Annotated in this window: 15 protein-coding genes; 2 read left to right on the top strand and 13 right to left on the bottom strand. The window is 38.1% G+C overall.

The genetic code is table 11. The annotated features are described in order from the left end of the window. Window positions 1–48: 48 nt before the first annotated feature. The 5 genes from H0W62_00625 to H0W62_00605 all read right to left on the bottom strand — a co-directional run bounded on the left by H0W62_00625 (window position 49) and on the right by H0W62_00605 (window position 10531). Window positions 49–2106 (bottom strand): aryl-sulfate sulfotransferase, encoded by a 2058-nt coding sequence (locus H0W62_00625; protein ID MBA3647050.1) that lies wholly within the window; start codon window positions 2104–2106, stop codon window positions 49–51. Window positions 2107–2485: 379 nt separating this feature from the next. Beyond that, window positions 2486–2698, bottom strand: coding sequence for a hypothetical protein (locus H0W62_00620; protein MBA3647049.1), 213 nt, complete (start codon window positions 2696–2698; stop codon window positions 2486–2488). 172 nt (window positions 2699–2870) lie between these two features. Then, window positions 2871–5267 (bottom strand): PKD domain-containing protein, encoded by a 2397-nt coding sequence (locus tag H0W62_00615; protein ID MBA3647048.1) that lies wholly within the window; start codon window positions 5265–5267, stop codon window positions 2871–2873. 38 nt (window positions 5268–5305) lie between these two features. After that, entirely contained in the window at window positions 5306–8728 is a 3423-nt protein-coding gene (locus H0W62_00610; GenBank protein ID MBA3647047.1) for a PKD domain-containing protein, read from the bottom strand. Window positions 8729–9019: 291 nt separating this feature from the next. Continuing rightward, a complete protein-coding gene (locus H0W62_00605; protein ID MBA3647046.1) occupies window positions 9020–10531 on the bottom strand; it encodes a Do family serine endopeptidase in 1512 nt (503 codons plus the stop codon). 210 nt (window positions 10532–10741) lie between these two features. Between H0W62_00605 and H0W62_00600 the strand changes: the two genes are divergently transcribed. After that, window positions 10742–11533, top strand: a complete 792-nt coding sequence (locus H0W62_00600; protein ID MBA3647045.1) for a diaminopimelate epimerase — start codon at window positions 10742–10744, stop codon at window positions 11531–11533. Window positions 11534–11547: 14 nt separating this feature from the next. Here H0W62_00600 and H0W62_00595 read toward each other — a convergent pair whose 3' ends face one another. Next, a complete protein-coding gene (locus H0W62_00595) occupies window positions 11548–12480 on the bottom strand; it encodes a methionyl-tRNA formyltransferase (protein ID MBA3647044.1) in 933 nt (310 codons plus the stop codon). 79 nt (window positions 12481–12559) lie between these two features. Then, entirely contained in the window at window positions 12560–13747 is a 1188-nt protein-coding gene (locus tag H0W62_00590; protein MBA3647043.1) for a DUF1343 domain-containing protein, read from the bottom strand. A gap of 102 nt (window positions 13748–13849) precedes the next feature. Here H0W62_00590 and H0W62_00585 point away from each other — a divergent pair, with 102 nt between their 5' ends. Beyond that, the gene (locus H0W62_00585) at window positions 13850–15070 is read left to right on the top strand and encodes an ABC transporter permease (protein MBA3647042.1); all 1221 of its coding nucleotides are present in this window, start codon (window positions 13850–13852) and stop codon (window positions 15068–15070) included. 99 nt (window positions 15071–15169) lie between these two features. On the opposite strand, the gene H0W62_00580 is transcribed toward H0W62_00585, so the two are convergent. The 6 genes from H0W62_00580 to H0W62_00555 form a co-directional block, all read right to left on the bottom strand. Continuing rightward, a complete protein-coding gene (locus H0W62_00580; protein ID MBA3647041.1) occupies window positions 15170–15361 on the bottom strand; it encodes a hypothetical protein in 192 nt (63 codons plus the stop codon). Window positions 15362–15377: 16 nt separating this feature from the next. After that, entirely contained in the window at window positions 15378–16730 is a 1353-nt protein-coding gene (purB, locus tag H0W62_00575; GenBank protein ID MBA3647040.1) for an adenylosuccinate lyase, read from the bottom strand. A gap of 95 nt (window positions 16731–16825) precedes the next feature. Next, complete coding sequence (locus H0W62_00570; protein MBA3647039.1) at window positions 16826–18331, bottom strand: NAD(P)H-hydrate dehydratase; 1506 nt, start codon at window positions 18329–18331, stop codon at window positions 16826–16828. Window positions 18332–18349: 18 nt separating this feature from the next. Continuing rightward, window positions 18350–19123, bottom strand: a complete 774-nt coding sequence (locus H0W62_00565; GenBank protein ID MBA3647038.1) for a C40 family peptidase — start codon at window positions 19121–19123, stop codon at window positions 18350–18352. 5 nt (window positions 19124–19128) lie between these two features. After that, window positions 19129–19707 carry a hypothetical protein gene (locus H0W62_00560; protein MBA3647037.1) on the bottom strand — a complete coding sequence of 193 codons (579 nt, stop codon included), beginning with the start codon at window positions 19705–19707 and terminating at the stop codon, window positions 19129–19131. A gap of 82 nt (window positions 19708–19789) precedes the next feature. Continuing rightward, window positions 19790–21334, bottom strand: a complete 1545-nt coding sequence (locus H0W62_00555) for a 2,3-bisphosphoglycerate-independent phosphoglycerate mutase (protein ID MBA3647036.1) — start codon at window positions 21332–21334, stop codon at window positions 19790–19792. Window positions 21335–21367: the final 33 nt, after the last annotated feature.

Here is a 21367-nt window from a genome sequence, read left to right as displayed (position 1 = left end):
AAAAGCGGTGCTCTTTCTATAAGCACCGCTAATTCTAAAAATGTAAGTTTATTCTATCACTATTTTTTGCAATTGTTGCTGATCTGGGGTAAGCACCTTGATAAAATAAATGCCTGGTGAAATGTCTGTTAAAGATATCGTCTGATCATTTTCACCATAAGAACATTTTAAATTCCAAGATTTTAATATCCTGCCGGCCACATCGGTAATTATCGCAGAGGTCGTATTCTCATTATTAGCCGTCCATCTTAAGTGCATGAAATCATGTGCCGGATTTGGATAAATGCTTATGTCATTAAAACCAGTCTCATCAATTACCTTTTGAGCATCGGTTTTAAAGGTAATGATGGGGGTAAAATTTGATTTCTTATTACCATTTTTATCGCACCATGTTTGAACATGCCATTCATAATTTTTACCTGCGCTTAAACCTGTTACGGTATAGGAGTGTTTGGTGGAACTAATCTTGACGCTCGTCCAATTAGTATTTCCTTTCTTTCTATACTCTACATAATACTTTACAGCTCCTGTAGCATCATTCCAATTTAATTTGGCTGAAGTGGTAGCTATATTGGAGGTATTCAGCAATTGAGTAGATGGCCGGGCACATGGGTTCCAGTTATACCTAAGAGCACGGTAAGTAATATCATAATAGGTGGGATCGTACTCCATTTCCCAAACAATATTATTATTAGCATCTACCTCGGTCATGCTGGGCAATCCGCTGTCTAATGGAATTTTTCCCCAGCCAATTAAAGTATTACCATTACTCTGCCGCTGAACGCTTCCCATAGCAAAACTCGTCATGGAAACGCCGTTTACTGCCGGGCGATTATAGCTCCATACTAAGGTTGCCTTCTTTTTTACTTCATCCAACTGATATTCCTTAGCATAGCATAAATCAGGGGTGCCCCAAACGTTATTATCGAATAAGGTAATATTTCCGTTTGCTATCCTGAGGCAATGGTGCTGATAATTAAATTGTGCAGGATCATTCGTAAACGTAAATTGATTTTTAACCCCGCCTAAACGCCAAATAAAGCTGCCATTGTTTACATTAATTTTATCAACCTGATCGAGATGCCGGAACGATACAATAAGATTGCCGTCGGTATCTTCATCCATAGAATTTGCATGCGTAGCATCAATAGATCCATTGGCAAGGTTTTCATGAAGCGCTTCCGGAACGTCAATGTGATCTATTGTGCGCCATTCAAAAATCAAATTATCGTTAGCGTCAAATTCCTGAATGGCATTTCCTATCACCAGGGCCTCCGGCTGGTATGAAGGATCATAGACGGTCATATCTACAATTTCATTATCCACCGTGAGCATATAATGGTGGCCATCCGGATAGATCAAAAATTCATGTACATCTGCTGAATAACCATTGGCAGGATTAAAGGTCTTAATCTTTACATAGTTTGAATCGAACTCATCGTACCCCACAGAGGCATAAGAAGTGAGATAGTGATTAAAATTAAGCTTCCAGTCAAATCCCTTTGAATTGGATTTTAATGAATATACGGAGTCACCACTGTTTTTTATGATCCAAAGCCGCTGGGTGTCATAACCCAAAAAACTGAAATTACTGAAGAATACATTTCCTGATGCAGGGGTCGTGTTTTTCAAAATTGAATAGTAAGGATTTGCAGTCCGGTTTGAAGTTATATCCTGTTGTTTGGGGTCAATAAATTCTTCCTCTAGAGACTTGTTTCTCAATTCTACCATTCTCTGCTGTTCTTCCGGTGTATACTGGCGGTGAATAAAGAAAGAAAAAGAATAAGGTTCTATAGTTTTTCCATCCGCCTGTTTAACACCCTGTTGAAGAGTTACGGTTACCTCTTCACCGTATGAAAACGGTACCAATGGATTTAAAACTATAGTTTTGCTATCAAGGGCTACATTGAGTTTAAATTCATGTTCCCCACTTAATGAACCTTTAATCTGAAATAAGTAAGGTTGCACAGATGACAGGTTAATTAAGGCTCCGGGCCGGATAATGATATTTCGTTCAGGATTGTGATATTTAGATCCGGACAATGGAGCTATAAACTGTATTTGAGCCCTTGTATAGGTAACAGTCAATAAAAAAAGAACAGCCATTAAAACAACTTTTTTTACCGATATATTAAATGATGCAATGCATTTTTGTAATTGTTGCTTATTCATAAATTATTTGGATTGGAGTTAGAAAAAACGATCACTAAATTATGGCATGCTGGCACGTTTACCAAATAAAACCGTTCATGAAAAATATTGAAATAGAGATATAAAATAAGGAGGAAAATATTTTAATTAAGATCTACATCCTTTATAATGGAGCGTTGGCCTGTGGTAGCAAACGTAATTAATTTAAGCAATTACGATGCTGTTAAATTGCTTGTAAGAATGAAGATGATAAAACTGTAAAAAAGAATGGACCTGCTCGTTTAGATTAGGTCCATAATATATTTTAAGCACTCTATAGTAAACAGATAAACACCTACTTTGTGAGCCATTCTTCATCCTTATATTCTCCAAGCACAGTCACTTCTTTTCTGCTGCCTTCATATTGCCTGATGCTACTTTCCATTGCATCCTTGGTCACACTTCGGATTTTTACGGCTTTTTCTTTGGATCCAATATTACGCACTTCAATGTAAAAACCATCTGCCAGCTTTGCGGGTTTGGTAGGGGGTCTGCCTGTATTTCTCATCTTTCTTTTGGTTTAGTTAATAAAACACATGCAAATTACACTTTTTCGCATTATAAAGGTGAGAATTCATATTTTAATGCTCGTTTTAAATTAATTAAGGGCAGTGTACTCATTGATTTTAATAAAAAAAGGAGACCTTCTGAGATCTCCTCTAGAATATTTATAACAAATATTATCTCTGGATTAGAATTTTTTCGGTCAGTATACCTTTATCCGTTTCAATATGGAGCAGGTAAATACCATTGGATAACGGAGGAAGGCTAATAGTAAGCATATCCCCCTGATACATAGTCTTTTGACCCTCAGCAACGGATATGTTGTCTATTAAATTCAACAGTTGAACCGAACTAATTTTTATCACATTACCGCCATTTGTAAGTATAATATGCGAAGAAGCGGGATTGGGGGATATAAGTATCTTTTGCAACTCAGGAATAATATTATGAACACCGGTTACAATATCGACTATTTGACAATTTTGAATGCTTTGCAGGCATAAATCGTCAAAAACGGTCAGGCACACATTATATCTTCCATCCTGGTTATAGTCGTGAACAGGATTGGTTGAAGTACTGGTAGTGCTATCACCAAAATCCCACGTATACGCAGGTGTACCATTACTTGTAGAGGTATTAGTAAAAATCACATGATGGCCACCGGTGGAATCATAGCTAAAAGAAGGAACCGGGGAAGGATCCACCAAAACATTCACTGATGTGCTCTTTGCGCAGCCTTTAGAGTTTGTTACCGTTAGCGAAATCGTGTAAGTACCGGGATTACTATACGAATGAGCAGGACTATCCAGAACGGAAGTGGTGCCATCACCAAAGTCCCAAAGAAGTGAAACAATAGAATCATTTGTGCCACCACTTGACTCATTAAGAAGACTTACAGGAGAACCTGTACATATTTCATCATTTGTAATTAAGATAGCTATGGGAGAAGCATTAATATGAATATTTGCAGTTGCCTGGCCTGAACAGCCGGCGTCATTGGTGACATAGAGCGTAATTTGGTAATTGCCAGTATCAGAATAGACATGATTAGGGAATTGATCTGAAGATACAGTGCCATCACCAAATGCCCATGCCCATGAAATTATAGAAGTTCCGGGTAATGTAAGTGAGGCATCCCATGCTACAATTGAATTACCCGAACAACCAACCGAATCAGCTAAGATGTTTGGGATAATGCAACTCTGATAAGCAGTATCCTTGCATGGTGTAAATTTTGAAGTATTCCCGGCTGTATCTGTAGCAGTAGCTGTTACAGATAATGTTGTTACAGGTGCTGTTAGTGTAAAAACTCCATTTGCTCCTGTAATTATTGAACCTAAAAAAGTCTGGCCTTCACAATCCGAGGCAGAATCATCTTCAAAAACTTCAATCTTATAACCCGGAACAGCGTTTCCGGTAACCCCCTTATTTGACACGGTCATCAATGCAGGATAATCAATACCACCATTTCCGCCATTAAGAGTTATTCCCCCGCCATTATTATAAATTGAATTCTGAGAAAAAGTATTTCTCTCACAATTGCCCTCAAGAAAAATAGCATCGGCTCCATTATTTGCAATCACATTTGGCTGGCTTAAGGAATCTCCTCCAATAATCACATCTGAAGAAGCACTGGCAAGATAAATTCCATAGGTTCCATTTCCAGTAGCCGTACCGTTCTTATCTATTCCTATTCCATTTCCCCTGATTCTGGAAGAATAAAAAGTGCCATAAATCCCTGCCTGATAATTTCCTGAAATAAGATTTTGTTCCGTTAGGGTATCACCCCCAATATCAATATTTGAGTTCAAATCCTGGGCATAAATTCCATATTCATTTCCTACAGAAGGTTGTCCGCCACCGGAATATTTGGTTCCAATATAATTATTTGTGATGTTGACCCCAATCACGTTTTGTAAATAAATACCATTCAGATTCCCTGATATTACATTTCTGGCTCCTGGAAGTTTTCCGCCTATAATTATTGCAGACGAACTGGTACAAACAATACCATCGGTGACAGATCCATAGGTATTTCCCGAAGTATCAATACCAATGTAATTACCTTTTATTTCATTATGGTTGCTGCTCAAAATCCTTATACATGCAGCAGAACAATCCACAATAACATTTCCGCGATTAATATCACCTACTCTGCAATAAGATTTGGATACATATATACCATATTGAAAGTGATGAATAAATAATCCAAAAATAAAGCTGGAATCTGCTGCAAGAGATATTCCACTAAAACCCTGGGTGAGCGAAGTAATTTCAACTTTTGCTGTGGAAGTTCCCAGAGGATCTCCTTTCTGTGTGGAAGCATCAATTACTACCTCATCTACACACGCAGTAAGATCCCGTTGCAGCACAATCATTCTGGATGCGGCATCGTTGGGCAAATCGAAATATATGGTATCTACCACGCCAAAATTTGCATTTGAGGAATCAATGGCAGCTCTTAATGTGCCGGGACCATCGTCAGCATTACTGGTAACCGTAATTATTGAAGCCTGTAACTGCTGCATCAATAAAAGACAAATACTTATAATAAGAAGTAATCTGTTTTTCATAATATTCAGTTTATGGGTATTTTTTTGAAAGATAGGATTTATTTTACCAGATGAAATATCTTTTTAAAAGCATATCCTCTGTTCGTTTTTATCTGTAAAGCATACATTCCTCCTGCCATATTACTTATTGAAACAGGTATCGAAGAATTAGACACAAACGAATTATGATAATAAACCTCTGCTCCCAGATCATTCAACATTCTGATCTCTTCAATTTTTAAATCCTCCTTAAGACTATTTACCATAACAATATTTCCGGCAGGATTAGGCGTAACGGAAATATACTGACTTATGGTGTTTGGAAGGGAAGCTATACCTGTAACAAAAATAGCCTGGCAAATGGTGTCACTTGCTCCGCAAGAGTTATCTGTTACAATTAAACATACATTATAGGAGGCCTGAGCAGAATAATTATGAATAGGGTTACTCAGATTACTGGTGGTTCCGTCGCCAAAGTCCCAGGTATATACTGAATTAGTACTATTTATTGAGGTATTGGTGAATTCCACCGAAGGATAGGCAATGTTATAAACAAAGCCTGCCTGGGGTTGTGAAATTATGTCAACAGTTTGAGAATACGTTCCGAAGCACCCAAGGCTGTTTTGTACTGTAAGAGTTACCTGGTAGGTACCATCGGCAGTGTACTGGTGAGATGGACTTGATACATCGCTGGTTGAACCATCTCCAAAATTCCAAAGCCAGCTTGTAACGGTAGCACCGGTGCCTCCTGTTGACTGATCAAGAAAACTGATAGTCTCATTAAGACAATTTTGTGCAGGTGCAAAGAAAAAAGCAGCAGGTTGTTCGAGTATGGTCACCGTATCATGGGCTGTTCCCATACATTGAGATCGGTTTATTACTTCCAGTGTTACCACAAATACACCCGGAGTTTGATATGCATGAGTAGTATCGGGGGAATTTGCATTTGCCTGGTCTCCGAAGTTCCAATGCCAAAAGACGAGAGTTCCGCTTGTATCGGTCTGGTCAGTAAAAGTCAATAAAGTACCCTGGCAGGCTATGGTATCAGAAATGGAAAAGCTAACCGTAGGCCCGGTTACAATACTGATTTCTGCTTTGCGGGTATCCATACATCCTAAATTATCTGTAATAGTCAGTGTAACAGTATAAACGCCCACACTCTCATACTGATGCCTTGGGTTTTGCTGGGTGGAAGTGGAATCTTTATCTCCAAAGTCCCAGAACCAGCTTACAATGTCGAGCGAATTGTCAACGGTAGATTGGTCCGTGAATTGAACATTTTCACCGACACACTTTGGGGTACTGGTAAACTGAGCTATAGGAAAATCGTGAGTAGTAACACTTATTGAATAAGAGTTGCTACATCCGAAATTATTAGTGACCGTAAGTGTTACCGTGTAAGTACCGGGAGTAGTATAATAATAATGAGGATTATTTCGTGTGCTGGAGTCACCATTCCCAAAATCGTAAAAATAACTTTTGATAACTGCTCCATTACCTGCTGTGGAGGAATCGGTAAAATTTATCGGAGTACCTAAACATACATCGGTTGCATCTGCACCAAACTTAGCTTGTGGTGGATCATGTACCGTAATATTCTCACTATGAGAGCTGGAACATTGAAGATCAGTGGTCACAGTTAGTGTTACTGAAAAAGTCGCTATAGAATTATAAGTATGAGATGTATTTTGAGAAGCGGCTGTAGTTCCATCACCAAAGTCCCAATTATAGGAAACGATACGCGAGCCTGATGTGCTTGTTGAATTATCGGTAAATATAACCAAATCACCTATACAGGGATCCTTTGTGGAAGCAACAAAACCAGCCTTTGCACCGGTTGTTACTTCTATTGTTTTGGTAATGCTGCTTGTACAACCTAAACTGTTGGTTACCGTTAAGGTTGCCTGATAACTTCCATCTGTATTGAAAGTAATAGTAGGATTCTGTTCCGTCGAAGTTTCCCCGGTGCTAAAGCTCCATGACCAGGAAGTAATTGCTGTATTAAAATCGCTAAGCGATTGATCGAGAAACGTGATAGGGGTACCACTGCAAGCGGAAGGAGGACTATTTATAAAACCAGCGACTAAGCAGGAATTCTCTGATGTGTCTTTACAGTCTGCAAATGCTGATGTATTACCAAGGGAATCAGTGGCCAATGCAGTAACCTTGCCATCAACTGAAAATAGTACTGTAAAAACCCCATTTGAAGCTGCAATAGCTGATGTAATAAAAGTTTTTCCTTCGCAAGTATTGCAGGTACTAACGGAGTATATGTCCACAGCAGATCTGGGTGGAGCAGTACCCATAATTCCCTGGGCATCAATAATTTTAATTTCGGGCATCTGAATTCCCTCATTTCCGCCATTCGTCACAATTCCACCATTACCGGTTTTTTGCGAATTACAGAAGATACTGTTTCCCTGAATAGTAACCGTTTTAATAAGCTTTTCCTGGAAATAAATGCCCTCCTTATCATTGTAAGCAATCACATTTCCGGAAGTACCACCTATTTTACCGATTAACAATTTTTTTGAGCCTGATAGTAAATAGATACCATAACCACCATTTCCAACCTGATTGATACCGGTGCTATCCGTTCCAATTTTATTTCCCAAAATGCTGGACGCATTCATACCGCTTTCAATACCATTGCCAGTATTGCCGGAGATAACATTCATATCTTTTGATGAATCACCTCCTACAGTAATATTATTACAAAAGCTATCTATATAAATACCCGTAGCATTAGGGATAGCTGCAGAGGTATTTATGTCCGTACCAATGTAATTTTTGTTTATCGCCATGTAAGTACAGGCCGCGAGAAATAAGCCTGTAGTGTTTCCTGAAATAATATTAGAACCCCCGGCTTGTTTACCACCGATGGTAATTTTACTTCCATTTTCTATCAGAATACCGATACCTGTTGTTGAAGAACCTTTTTTTCCTGTAGTATCAATTCCTATAAAATTCCCAACGACTGAGGCTTGCTTGCAATCTTCAACATGAATACATTGGTCAGTACAATCGAAAATAACATTCCCATCATAAGTGCCTCCAATACGGCAGTCGCTGCCGGTTACAAGTAGTCCGGTTGTAAAATGATGAATAAAGAAACCGTAAATTTCTATGGAATCACCACTGAGATAAAAACAGTTACTTAAATAGGAAGAGCCGACAATCTGTATTCTAGTTTGCGATGACCCAAAGTATTTACTAAAAGGTTGTGAATTTGCATCAATAACAACTCGTCCTGTAATTTGGGGTAACGGAGCAGTTAAGGTAATGGTGCGATCAGCAACTGAGCTGGAAACTATTGCAAAATGGATGGAATCAATACCTGATTGGGCATTGGCATCCAGAATTGCCTGAGCCAAACTTCCGGGACCTGTTTCTGCATTGTTAGTAACAATAAATGTGGATCCGAAAGCCGATTTAAAAGATATAAAAATTAAGAAAAAGACAAAAAGGTAGTTGTATCTCATAATGAAGCATTATTTAATCTGCTAAGTTGTTTTTGAATATAAAAATGAAAGAGTATAATACATTTTCAACGTGCATATTTACCACAATTATCCTGTACCAAAAAATAGATTACCATTAAAATCCTGATATATTACTATAGGCGCAGAATTGAAAAGCATGTGTGCTATGACTTGGTCAGACAAAAATTTACATCATAGGTTTAACAAGGCTGTAATTATTTGAATCAGGATCTTACATAAAAGAAAAATCCCCGGCTTCTAACCAGGGATTTAATTGAATTCATAAATTGATTATAATCCGAACGCATAATAATATTGACCTGGAAAATCAGGATACCGGCCTTCCATCATTACACCACCTTTTTTACTTGCTAAAGCATTTTTAAGGTCATTTACACTGTTGATGTTACGATCACCCAGCTTTGTAATAATGAATCCTTCACGGATACTGGTATTACGGCTGAGAATGCCATCGTTAAGCTTAATCACCTTTACTCCACCATTCAAGCCTAAATCCTTCTTTTCTTTATCATTTAATTCCGTGAATTCTGCACCTAAGGCTTCCAAAGTAGCCTGAGAGCTGACTTCTTCTTTTTTAATGTATTCCGTATTCCCTTCCCTGTTTTTCAGAACTACATCTGCAGTTTTTTCCTTTCCTTCCCTTAAATAAGTTACGCTGATTTTATCACCGGGATGGTAGCGGGAAACTTGTTCCTGCAGTTCAGGAGAAGTATTAACCATACTATTATTAATTTTGGTTATTACATCACCATGCTTTAAACCGGCGGCAGAAGCGGCGCTGCCACTGTTTACGGAATCAATATACACACCATTCAAATTATCGAGGTGTTTTGCCTTAGCAAGATCATCTGTAACAGTTGCAATGCTAACTCCAAGAAATCCGCGCTGAACTACACCGAATTTCATAAGGTCATTCACCACTTTTTTAACAATGTTCACTGGTACTGCAAATGAATAACCGGCAAATGTTCCGGTCGGTGTAGCAATAGCGGAATTTATACCAATCAGTGCCCCACGGGTATCAACCAATGCACCTCCGCTATTCCCTGGGTTTACAGCAGCATCTGTTTGTATATATGCTTCAATCGCATCGTTGGACTGGCCACGATCTCTGCTTTCACGTCCAATAATATTGATATTTCTTCCTTTCGCACTTACAATACCTGCTGTTACCGTAGATTCCAGGTTAAATGGATTCCCTACAGCCAAAACCCATTCTCCTACGCTTATGGAATCTGAATTGCCAAAAGAGATGAATGGAAGATTATCCTCATCAATTTTTATAAGAGCAAGATCCGTAGAGGCATCAGTTCCTATTACCTTTGCCTCATAGGTTTTTTTATCCGCGAGAATCACCTGAATTTTATCACCTTTATCAATCACGTGGTTATTTGTTACAATATAGCCATCATCAGAAATGATAACACCTGAACCCGATGATTCAGATGGCTGCTGCTGGAAAGGCTGACCGAATGGATTAAAGTCGTCCCCAAAAAAATCACGAAAAGGATTAGCCTGATCGTTACGGGAAGCCTGGCGGGGAGCATAGCTGGTCTTTATATGTACCACTCCAGGGGTTGTAATTTTAGCAGCATACCTGAAGTCTGTAAGTCCTGCACTTGGCATAGGGTCATAATTAACCTGCGCAAAATGAGAGGAAGCCTGCCTCTGTTCAAAGGAGACAGGGTTGTATTTATTATCAAGATATTTGTAAGCTGATACAGCTACCAATGCACTAACGATGGCCACAAAAGCAGTGAGGCCAAGTTTCTTAATATTCATAGTTTGTGATTTAATTTTTACGCTGTTGATTATTCAAAAAATATGCCTTTAAAAACGAATGTATTTTATTGAAATTACCAGGCAAAATACTTTAACTAATTTTTAACAGGATTGATTCATTCTGAACAACAAATTTAAAGACATAAAGAGGTTCAAAAACAAATTTCGACAGGTGTGAAATTTTAACGTGTTACCTGTAGTTTAAGACTTATGAAAGCAAATAAAATAAAATTTGAAAAATTTCATGCAGCAGGAAATGATTTTATTATAGTAGATGATCGCAATTTATCATTTCCCTCCGCACAAGAAAAAATTGCCCGAATGTGCCACAGGCATTTCGGCATAGGCGCCGATGGGTTAATATTATTGCAAAACCATAAAGACGTTGATTTTGAAATGATCTACTATAATTCAGATGGATTAATTGGATCTATGTGCGGTAACGGCGGCAGATGTTCGATCATTTTTTCACGACAATTAGGCATGGTTACTTCTGACGTTACCTTCCTTGCTTATGATGGAATTCATAAAGCGAAAGTAACCGGAAATGACCTGGTCCGGATTTCTATGAATACGGTTTCAAAAGTGGAAAAGTTGAATGAAGCATTTGTATTAAATACCGGATCGCCCCATTACGTAGTGTTCACAGATAATTTAAATTTTGAAATTGCTCCGGAAGCAAGAAAAATCCGGAACAATGAAACTTATAGAGAGAAAGGAATTAATGTAAATTTTGCCCGGATTGAAAACGGGGACCTTTTCATGCGTACCTATGAACGTGGTGTTGAGAGCGAAACATTAGCCTGTGGAACAGGAACAGTGGCAACCGCCATTGCGGCTTCTTTATATACAGAGCGGAATGAATTAAAACAAAGTTGGATAGTTCACGCTTTAGGCGGTGATCTAAAAGTTGATTTCAGCAGGGAACAGGAAAATCTTTTCAGCGATGTCTGGTTAGAAGGCATTGTTACCCATGTATTTAGAGGAGAAATGGAGATATAATAACTAAATACATATTAAAAGCGAAAGCCCTTCAGGAATTCTACGGTTTTCATTATTCTTTTTCCTTCCAGTTGTAGTTCATGCACTTCTATCCATCCATCTTGAGCAGCAAAGCGCAAAACTGAATTTTCTGCAGTATTGATCTGACCAGGTGAAACAGTGGGGGTTTCCATAATTTTTCCGGCAGAAAAAATCTTTAATATTTTATCATTGATAAACGTAAAAGCTCCCGGATGAGGAGACAATCCCCTGATTTGGTTATGTATCGTATTACTATTTTCGTTCCAGTTGATCCTGCAGTCTTCTTTAAAGATTTTAGGTGCTTTTTTTAAATTGTTTGTTACTGGTTGTTCCACCTGCGGATAGTCTCCATTTCCGATTGCCTGTACTGTCTTCAGCACCAATTCTGCTCCGGCTATTTTCATTCGGTCATGCAATTCTCCCGCTGTCTCATTTTGAACAATACTTATTTTATCCTGGAAAATTATTTTACCCGTATCAATTTCCTGCTTAAGGAAAAATGTTGTTAACCCTGTTTCAGTTTCGCCGTTCATAATTGCGCGGTTAATCGGGGCAGCACCACGATATAACGGCAATAAAGAAGCATGAAGATTAAATGTGCCCAGGCGAGGCATGCTCCATACCACCTCTGGCAGCATTCGGAATGCCACTACTACCTGCAAATCAGCATTTAGTTTCTTAAGGTCATCAATAAAATTTTCATCCTTTAAATTATTTGGTTGCAGAACCTGCAACCCATGGTTTAATGCAAATTTTTTAATGGGCGAAGATTGTAGTTGCAATCCTCTTCCTGCGGCTTTATCAGCAGAAGTGACCACAGCAACTATATCATAATTATTTCTGATTAAAATTTCAAGGGAGGGAACCGCGAACTCCGGGGTACCAAGGAAAACTATTTTTAAACTATTTTCTTTTAATCCGCTCATAACTTATAAGTAAATCAGCCATCAGAATAATAAACAGAATAATAATAACGATTGAATAAATTCCCTAAAGGTGAATACATTAATCAAAATCGGGATACAGCAAATATTTCTTTCTTGTCACCTTATATTGAGACAATCCGGGTTCCCAGCTTCTGCGTATCTCCATTTCAGCCACTCCTTTTTCAATTTGTATTCTTAATTTATCTGTGCCTGCAAGCTTATCAAAAAAAGGGATAAAAAATTTATCCTTGCCGGGGGTCGCTTCATACATTGTCATCAGCCATTGCAATAAAATTTTCTTGTTTTCAAAAAAAAATCCGGTATTAAGTCCTGATAAATCCTTACCATGACACTTCACATTCAGGTATGGAGGATTTTTTGCTCCGGCCATGCTTACAGGTGTGAAAACAACATTTCCACCTTTAAATAGCGGAAAGCCGATCACCTTGAAAGGCTTATCTGTTCCGCGGCCTACACTTACTGTTGTTCCTTCAAAGAAACAAAGTGATGGGTATAAATAGATAGCCGTCATGTCCCGCAAATTGGGAGATGGGGTTACCGGCAAGCTATACATCATATTGTGATCATATCCACCGCACGTTACATATCTCAGTTTACATTGTTCACCATTGGAAAGCCAGCGCTCGCCATTCAGCATCAGGGCATATTCTGCTGTAGTCATTCCATAAACCAATGGAACAGGATCAAGTCCTACAAAAGATCTGAAAGCAGTATCCAATACCGGTCCGTCAACATAGAACCCATTTGGATCCGGCCGGTCCAGAATGAACAATTCAATATTGTTTTCGGCGCATGATTCCATCAGATAATGCAGTGTGGAAATGTAAGTATAACAGCGCACACCTACATCCTGAATATCATAGACAATAACATCTAAATCATTTAGATCCGCAGGCTGAGGTTTCAGGTGATTTCCATACAAAGAAATTACCGGAATTTTAGTCGCTGAATCAATTGTATTCAATATATTTTCGCCTGCATCTCCTTTACCTCTGAATCCATGTTCAGGGGCAAATATTTTTTTTATAGTAAGATGGTAATGCAATAAAGTATCTATAAGGTTCTTATTTCCAAGAACAGAAGTCTGGTTAACACATAAGGCAATATTTTTATTTTTAAGATAGTTTACATATTGTTCTGTTCGTTCTGCACCTGTTGTTACATTATCTTCAGGTTGTATAACCTGAGGGAAACAGGAACTATAAAAAATGAGGAGAATGAGTTCAGTTAAAAAGAATTTTTGCATACAGATATTATTATATATGAAGCCCGCTAGCAAAAATAGCGGACTAAGATTTATCATTGCTAATAAATAAGCCTTATAATTTGAAAGGATCATCCAGATATCATGAATCTTGAATATTTCATTTCGCAAAGGATCGCTTTTAACCGCTCTCCTTCATTTTCAAGGTTGATCATAAGGGTTGCCATTACAGCCGTTGCTTTAAGTCTTGCAGTGATGATTATTGCCGGCTCAATTGTAAGTGGTTTTCAAAAAGAGATCAGTGAGAAAATGTTTGGCTTCTGGGGTCATATCGCCATACGGTCTATTCAACAAGGTAATTCTTACGAGGAAGTTCCGGTTTCATTTATTCAGCCATTTTATCCCTCACTCGATACGGTAAAAGGTATTCGTCATATCCAGATTTTTGCGACCAAAGCAGGAATTCTTAAAACAGACTCCGACATTGAAGGCATTGTTCTTAAGGGAATTGGACCCGATTATGATTGGAGCTTTTTAAACCATTCCATGGTTGCTGGAAAACCATTTAATGCAGCAGATACTTCAGCAAGAAATAAAATAATTATTTCGCAATCCACTGCAGAGCGACTGCAATTAAAAGCAGGTGACCATGTGTTGGTATATTTTGTTCAGCAACCTATGAGATACCGGAAACTTTTGATTGCAGGAATTTATAAAACAGGATTAGCAGAATATGACCGCTTGTATGCCCTGGTTGATATTGAGCAGATTCAAAAATTGAATGACTGGCAGGCTGATGAGGTGGGGGGGTTTGAAGTTTCCATAAATGATATAAACGACATGGATAAGTTTGCATATCTTATCAATGAAAAATATGCCGGCCAGGAATTAGCTGCACAAACTGTTAAAGAAGAAAATCCGAATCTGTTTGACTGGCTGGGATTACAGAGCATGAACGAGCATGTGATATTGATCTTAATGATTCTGGTTGCAATAATAAATATGACTACCGTGCTTTTAATTTTAATCCTGGAAAGAACTAATATGATCGGTATCCTGAAATCGCTGGGAGGATCAAACTGGTTGATCCGTAAAATTTTTCTTTACCAGACCGCCTATATAACCGGCACCGGTATATTATTAGGGAATGTAATTGGAATAGGATTATGCCTTGTTCAAAAATATTTTCATGTAATTACTTTGCCGGAAGATTCTTATTATGTGCGGGTAGCACCAGTATTGCTTAATCCGGCCTTTATAGCAGGATTAAATATCGGGACATTATTGGTTTGTTTTTTTACGCTGATTATACCTTCCTATCTGGTTTCCAGAATAACTCCTGTGAAAGCAATACGGTTTAAATAAATTTATGGAAGGCAGCATTATTGAGTTACAACTAACAGGCTTTAATTAATGGTGTATGGGCAGATCATTATCACTTTGTTTAAATAAATGATAAATGGACTAATGATCCCGATTGATTGCTGGATTATTTGCTAAAATGTTTTCTTCCTGCTCTTGCTTTTTATATCCATACGGACAATGAAGACATCCGTTTTTACAGCAGTAGCCCCGATTTATATGATACTGCTCCGTAAAAACGAACATGCCGTCTGAATTGATATAGTAATCTTCACCCTCTGTTAATTGCGCCATAATTTTTTTCCACTCTTTAAACCACAAACTTGCCTGTGTAATTAAATGGTGTTATTTCTTTTAATTCTTGTTTAACCTCATCATCAATGTCGAGTGATTCAATGAATGCTAATATTTCCCGTGAAGTGATTCTTTCATTTTTTCGCGTTAATTCTTTAAGTTTTCCGTAAGGATCCGGGTAACATTCGCGCCGCAAAATTGTTTGAATTGCCTCTGCAACAACGGACCAGTTTCGTTCCAGATCTTCCTTCAGTTTTCCTTCGTCCAAAATCAGTTTATCCACCCCTTTTAGTATTGAATAAAAGGCAATCATGGTGTGTGCTACAGGCACACCCATATTTCGAAGGACAGTTGAATCGGTAAGATCCCGCTGAAGCCGTGAAATCGGCAGCTTGGCTGAAAAAAATTCGTACATGGAATTTGCTACCTGCAAATTTCCTTCGGCATTTTCAAAATCTATAGGATTCACCTTATGAGGCATTGCCGAAGATCCCACTTCACCTTCCTTTATTTTTTGTGCGAAATATTCCATCGATATGTACATCCAAAGGTCGCGGCAAAAATCTAATAAAATGGTATTGATCCTTTTCAAAGAATCAAAAAGTGCAGCGAGGTTATCGTAATGCTCGATCTGAGTGGTGTATTGTGAGCGCTTTAAGCCTAATATATTCTCTGTAAAGTTGTTTGCAAACGCAACCCAGTCCATTTCAGGATACGCAACATAATGTGCATTCATATTACCTGTAGCGCCTCCAAACTTGGCAGAGAACGGAACAGCCTGTAACTGTCTTTTCTGCTCTATGAGCCGCTCCACAAAAACAAAAAATTCTTTGCCCAATAAGGTAGGCGACGCAGGTTGTCCGTGGGTATGAGCCAGCATAGGAATATCTTTCCATTGTAAACCCCTTTCTTTTACTTTCTCTGTAATTTGAGATAGTAATGGCAGGAAATGGCTATCAATAAATTCTTTGAGCGAAAGCGGTATAGCAGTATTATTTATATCCTGGGATGTTAACCCGAAATGGATAAATTCGACGTATGGATTGAACTCCAATGATTGAAATTTTTCCCGGAGGAAATATTCTACTGCTTTAACATCATGATTCGTTGTTCTTTCAATTTCCTTTATGCGGATTGCATCTGCTTCATTAAAATCTTTATAAAGAGAACGTAGCTCCAAATATTTATTCCTATCAAAAGAATAAAGCTGTGGCAAACCCAATTCTATCAATGAAATAAAATATTCTATCTCGACATATACACGATATCTTATTAAAGCATATTCAGAAAAATACTGATCGAGGATGGAAATCTTTTCGCGATACCTGCCATCAATAGGAGAGATTGCAGTGAGTGGCGACAAATTCATGCCGTAAAGATAAGATGCAATAGCTTTTAAAATGCGAATTCTACACTATCCCTCCATTACATATAGAAATAAGTGTGATAGAAATTCATAAAAACCTAATCATACAGTATATGGTTATAAGCATCACCTATACACTGTATAATGTTGGTAGGAAGCAGCGAATAAACAGATGTTTTTTTTGCTGCTATATCACCAGCTAATCCGTGCAGGTAAACGCCCGTTAAACTTGCTTCCTGCGGTGTATAATGCTGGGCCAATAAAGAAACAATTATCCCGGTAAGTACATCCCCGCTTCCCCCCTTTGCCATTCCTGGATTTCCCGTAGGATTAAAGTAACTCCTGCCACCTGGTGTTGTGATGCAGGTATACGCTCCTTTCAGGATTATAAATATCGAATGCTTCGCTGACAGTTCCACTTGCAATTGATGACGATCAAGCCAATCTGAAGTTTCCCCGGCCAACCGTTCAAACTCTTTCAGATGAGGTGTAATAATGGAATTTGCAGGAAGCAGGCTTAGACTATTAGTTTCCTGTGAAAGAATGTTGAGGGCATCTGCATCCAAAACTAAAGGCACTGTAACTTGCTTTAAGAGTGATAATAAAAAGTCTTTCTGTAAAACCTCTATTCCAATACCAGGCCCAATGGCAACTGCAGAATACCTGGTCAGATCGATAGCGAGATCGGGTTCCAGTATTGGGTATTCCAGGGTCATTGCTTCCGGTATGGAAACATTTAATGCGAACGATTCCATATGAGGAATGTGAACGGTCGTCAATCCGGCACCGGTATGGACGCATGCCTGTGCGCATAGAATGGCGGCACCCATTTTACCTGTATTACCTGCATGAATCAAAGCATGACCATATGTGCCTTTATGATCAAATTCTTTTCGAACCCTTATATATTTTTTTACATCCGTTTTTTCCAGTATAAAATTATTGCAGGGAAGTGATTGAATGAAAGATTTATTTAAACCGATATCCACCTTTTCCCAGTGGCCTACTGATTGGTAATTTTCAGGAAATAGAAATGAAAGTTTCGGGACTTGAAAAGCAATAGTATGATCAGCATTAAATTTATTACCTGTTGAGGCTTCGTCAGCAAACAACCCGCTTGGAATATCTATGGCTACTTTAAGTGCATCTTGTTTGTTTAAATATGTTATTAATGAATTCGCAATTCCGGTTATTTTTTTATTCAGCCCTGAACCAAACAACCCGTCAATTACAACGGCATTGTCATTTATTACCGGAAAATCCTGTTCTTCTGCCAGGTAATGCTCCATACCTGGCATTATGTTTTTTATCCGGATCAGGTTCTCTGAAAATTGATCAGAATAATTTTGCTTATTGGCCAGGATATAAATGCTCACCTTGTAGTTTTTGATATGGAGCAATCGGCCAATTGCCAAAGCATCACCTCCATTATTACCATAGCCACAAAAGATAATTACCGGAGAATCGGGAGAATAATATTCAATGTATGCATTAACAAAGGCCTGCGCAGCACGCTCCATTAAATTAATGCTTTTTACAGGTTCATGCGCTATAGTATATTGATCAGCAGCACGAACCTGCTGTGCGGAGAGAATTGGAATCAAATGAGCAGTTTAAGAAGATTATGCAATCGATACTCTACGCAGCAGTCGGAGCTGGTGAGTATATTTTTTTTGTGTTTGATTATAAATCCCGAAGTGATCGATCTGATCGATACGCACGCAACCTGATGCATGAATAATACGCTGATCTTCCAGTATAATACCTGCATGGATAACTTTTCCATCTTCGTTATGAAAAAAAGCGATATCTCCGGGTCTGGTTTCCTCTATAAAGCTTAGCAAAATGCCCTCTTCACTTTGCTGCCAAGCATCCCGCTTTAATCTAATGCCTGCCATTTTATATACTACATTAATGAGTCCCGAACAGTCGACTCCAAAAATGGATCTTCCTCCCCATAGATATGGAGCATTTAAAAAACACAAAGCCAAAGCGCATATACTTTCGTTATTCATTTCGGTCTGCAATGTCATTTCCTCCAACTGAAAAATTTCTTCATTAATCATGAACTTATTATTGTTGAAGAAAGGAAGTGAGCTTCCCATTGAAATATATATGTTTTTGTTTTCACTTCTGGCCAGAGCTAAAGGCAATAAGCTACAAATAACCGGCATTGAAGTAAGCTCTTTATAAACGGTTGAAGAAATGGGCTGATATTGCTTTTCATTGATCCATCCAATATAATTATCGCTGTAAGTATGAACTTTAGTCCATTTCTCTCTATTTTCAAGTATTTCGAAAACCTCACCAAAAAGAAGCTGGCTAACCATTTCACTCTTTTCTGATGGTTGCTCTCTAAGTGGAATTACAGATAAATCCCCAATGCCAAAGTTCAATGGATTTAATTTACGCTTTGAATAAAATTGTTGTTTTTTTCTACCATTTCTCCCTTAACAGCAAAATTATCTTCCCCGAATAATTTCATACTTGTTTTTGTCTTGATAATATATCCCTGCGAAACTTCATAGAATAATTCCTCATCCGAGCCTGATAAAAAATTGGAAGCATGATTAATTATATGAATGTTTTTCACTTTACCGGTATGTTTATAAAAAATTACTTCTAACAATTGTGTTCGAAGATTGATGTCTTTTGCTTTGTATTGGACTTCTTTTAAGGAGGAATCATTTTGCGCATTGTGTATCGTGTCGATGGAATATTTTCCGGCGTACGAGGCCTTATTAATTTCTGATCCGTAAAAAAGTGAAAATTCTTTTTTCCAATCAGTCCATGGCATTTGATGCTGATCACTTACACCATTGATTTCCGATGTTTTAATTGCAACTAAAGAGTCTTTGTATAGCTGGGCAACCTGTTCATCAAAAAAACCTGCTAGATCAAAGTATAATTTTTGGTAACCAATGTTTGTATTCGGTTTTGTGCATGAAAAAATAACAATACACGCAAAGGAAAAAATCATGAATCTTTCCAAGGCTGAAATAAAATTTTTTCTCAACAAATTGATTGAATCACTCTGAAACATGTGACATCTTTTGAGCCCATTATTTGTATATGTTTATTATGGGATGGATTAAGATATTTCCTGTCATCTCCTCAGGACTCTCTATTCCCATCAATGCTAAAATAGTCGGAGCAATGTCTGCAAGTTTTCCATTTGCTAACTGAGGTAAATAATTTCTATCCAATAGAAAGAGCGGAACGGGGTTTAACGAATGAGCTGTATTAGCAGATCCATCCTCATTAATCATGTAATCTGCATTTCCATGGTCTGAAGTAATTAAAATCACATAATCACGCTTCAATGCCGCTTCTACTACTTCTTCCACACACTTATCTACCGTTTCTACAGCTGATTTTACAGCTTTCATTACCCCTGAATGACCTACCATATCAGGGTTCGCAAAATTAACACAAATGAAAGGGGACTGCAATTCCTCAATTTTACCGATTACACAATCTCTCACTTCCAAAGCACTCATCTCAGGCTTTAGATCGTAGGTTGCAACTTTAGGAGAAGGAACCATAAAACGATGCTCACCCTCAAAAGGTTTTTCTCTGCCACCATTAAAAAAAAATGTTACATGCGGATATTTCTCCGTTTCTGCTATACGAATCTGTGAAAGACCATGTAGGGCAAGTATCTCACCCAGCGTATTATTTAAGTCTTCATTTGAAAAAATATTATTTACGTTTTGATAAACATGATCATAAACGGTCATCGTAGTATAATTCAATATCATCGCTTTCATACCGAACTCAGGAAAATCCTGCTGCGTTAAAGCGCGTGTAATCTCCCTGCACCGGTCTGTTCGGAAATTAAAGCAGATTACTGCATCGCCATCTTTTATTGTTTTAACATGGTTTAATTCATTATCCGTCTTTATTATGGGTTTAATAAACTCATCCGTTATTCCTTCACTGTAAGATTCTGAAATTGATTCCAAAATATTTTCAGTCCTTTTTCCTTCACCATTTACTAACAGGTCATAAGCAAGCTTTATTCTTTGCCACCGGTTATCACGATCCATCGCGTAATATCTGCCTATAACAGAAACGATCTCTCCCGCAGAATGCCGGAGGTGTTGTTCCAAATCTGATATAAATTCATAGCCACTGTTAGGATCAGTATCACGACCGTCTGTAAATGCATGAATGTACACTTTCGATAACCTATATTCTTTAGCTATGTCGCACAGCGCCTTTAAATGATTAATATGGGAATGTACACCACCATCTGAAACGAGGCCAATGAAATGTAGAGATTTGTTGTTATTCCTTGCATATTCCATTGCATTAATTAAGGATGGATTGTTATGCAGTTGCTTTTTTTCAATCTCGTTATTGATGCGCATCAATTCCTGGTAAACCACGCGACCTGCTCCTATGTTCATATGACCCACCTCTGAATTACCCATTTGACCATGTGGTAAACCAACTGCTTCACCGCATGTTATAAGCTCACAATGCGGATATTTTGAATACAGGCTTTTTATAAAAGGAACATTTGCCTGGTAAATTGCATCACTTGCAGGATGTAAGCCATGTCCCCATCCATCCATAATAATTAACATTACTTTCCTCTTCATTTCCGGCATGGAACAAAACTAATTGTAATTTCA

Source organism: Chitinophagales bacterium, from assembly GCA_013816805.1.
Classification (GTDB): Bacteria; Bacteroidota; Bacteroidia; order Chitinophagales; family UBA10324; genus MGR-bin340.
This window is presented reverse-complemented; position numbering and strand designations above follow the sequence as displayed.

Coding starts and splice junctions, on each gene's coding strand:
- H0W62_00625 (MBA3647050.1), bottom strand. CDS start 2,106: ATGGCTGTTCTTTTTTTATTGACTGTTACCTATACAAGGGCTCAAATA.
- H0W62_00620 (MBA3647049.1), bottom strand. CDS start 2,698: ATGAGAAATACAGGCAGACCCCCTACCAAACCCGCAAAGCTGGCAGAT.
- H0W62_00615 (MBA3647048.1), bottom strand. CDS start 5,267: ATGAAAAACAGATTACTTCTTATTATAAGTATTTGTCTTTTATTGATG.
- H0W62_00610 (MBA3647047.1), bottom strand. CDS start 8,728: ATGAGATACAACTACCTTTTTGTCTTTTTCTTAATTTTTATATCTTTT.
- H0W62_00605 (MBA3647046.1), bottom strand. CDS start 10,531: ATGAATATTAAGAAACTTGGCCTCACTGCTTTTGTGGCCATCGTTAGT.
- H0W62_00600 (MBA3647045.1), top strand. CDS start 10,742: ATGAAAGCAAATAAAATAAAATTTGAAAAATTTCATGCAGCAGGAAAT.
- H0W62_00595 (MBA3647044.1), bottom strand. CDS start 12,480: ATGAGCGGATTAAAAGAAAATAGTTTAAAAATAGTTTTCCTTGGTACC.
- H0W62_00590 (MBA3647043.1), bottom strand. CDS start 13,747: ATGCAAAAATTCTTTTTAACTGAACTCATTCTCCTCATTTTTTATAGT.
- H0W62_00585 (MBA3647042.1), top strand. CDS start 13,850: ATGAATCTTGAATATTTCATTTCGCAAAGGATCGCTTTTAACCGCTCT.
- H0W62_00580 (MBA3647041.1), bottom strand. CDS start 15,361: ATGGCGCAATTAACAGAGGGTGAAGATTACTATATCAATTCAGACGGC.
- purB (MBA3647040.1), bottom strand. CDS start 16,730: ATGAATTTGTCGCCACTCACTGCAATCTCTCCTATTGATGGCAGGTAT.
- H0W62_00560 (MBA3647037.1), bottom strand. CDS start 19,707: ATGATTTTTTCCTTTGCGTGTATTGTTATTTTTTCATGCACAAAACCG.
- H0W62_00555 (MBA3647036.1), bottom strand. CDS start 21,334: ATGAAGAGGAAAGTAATGTTAATTATTATGGATGGATGGGGACATGGC.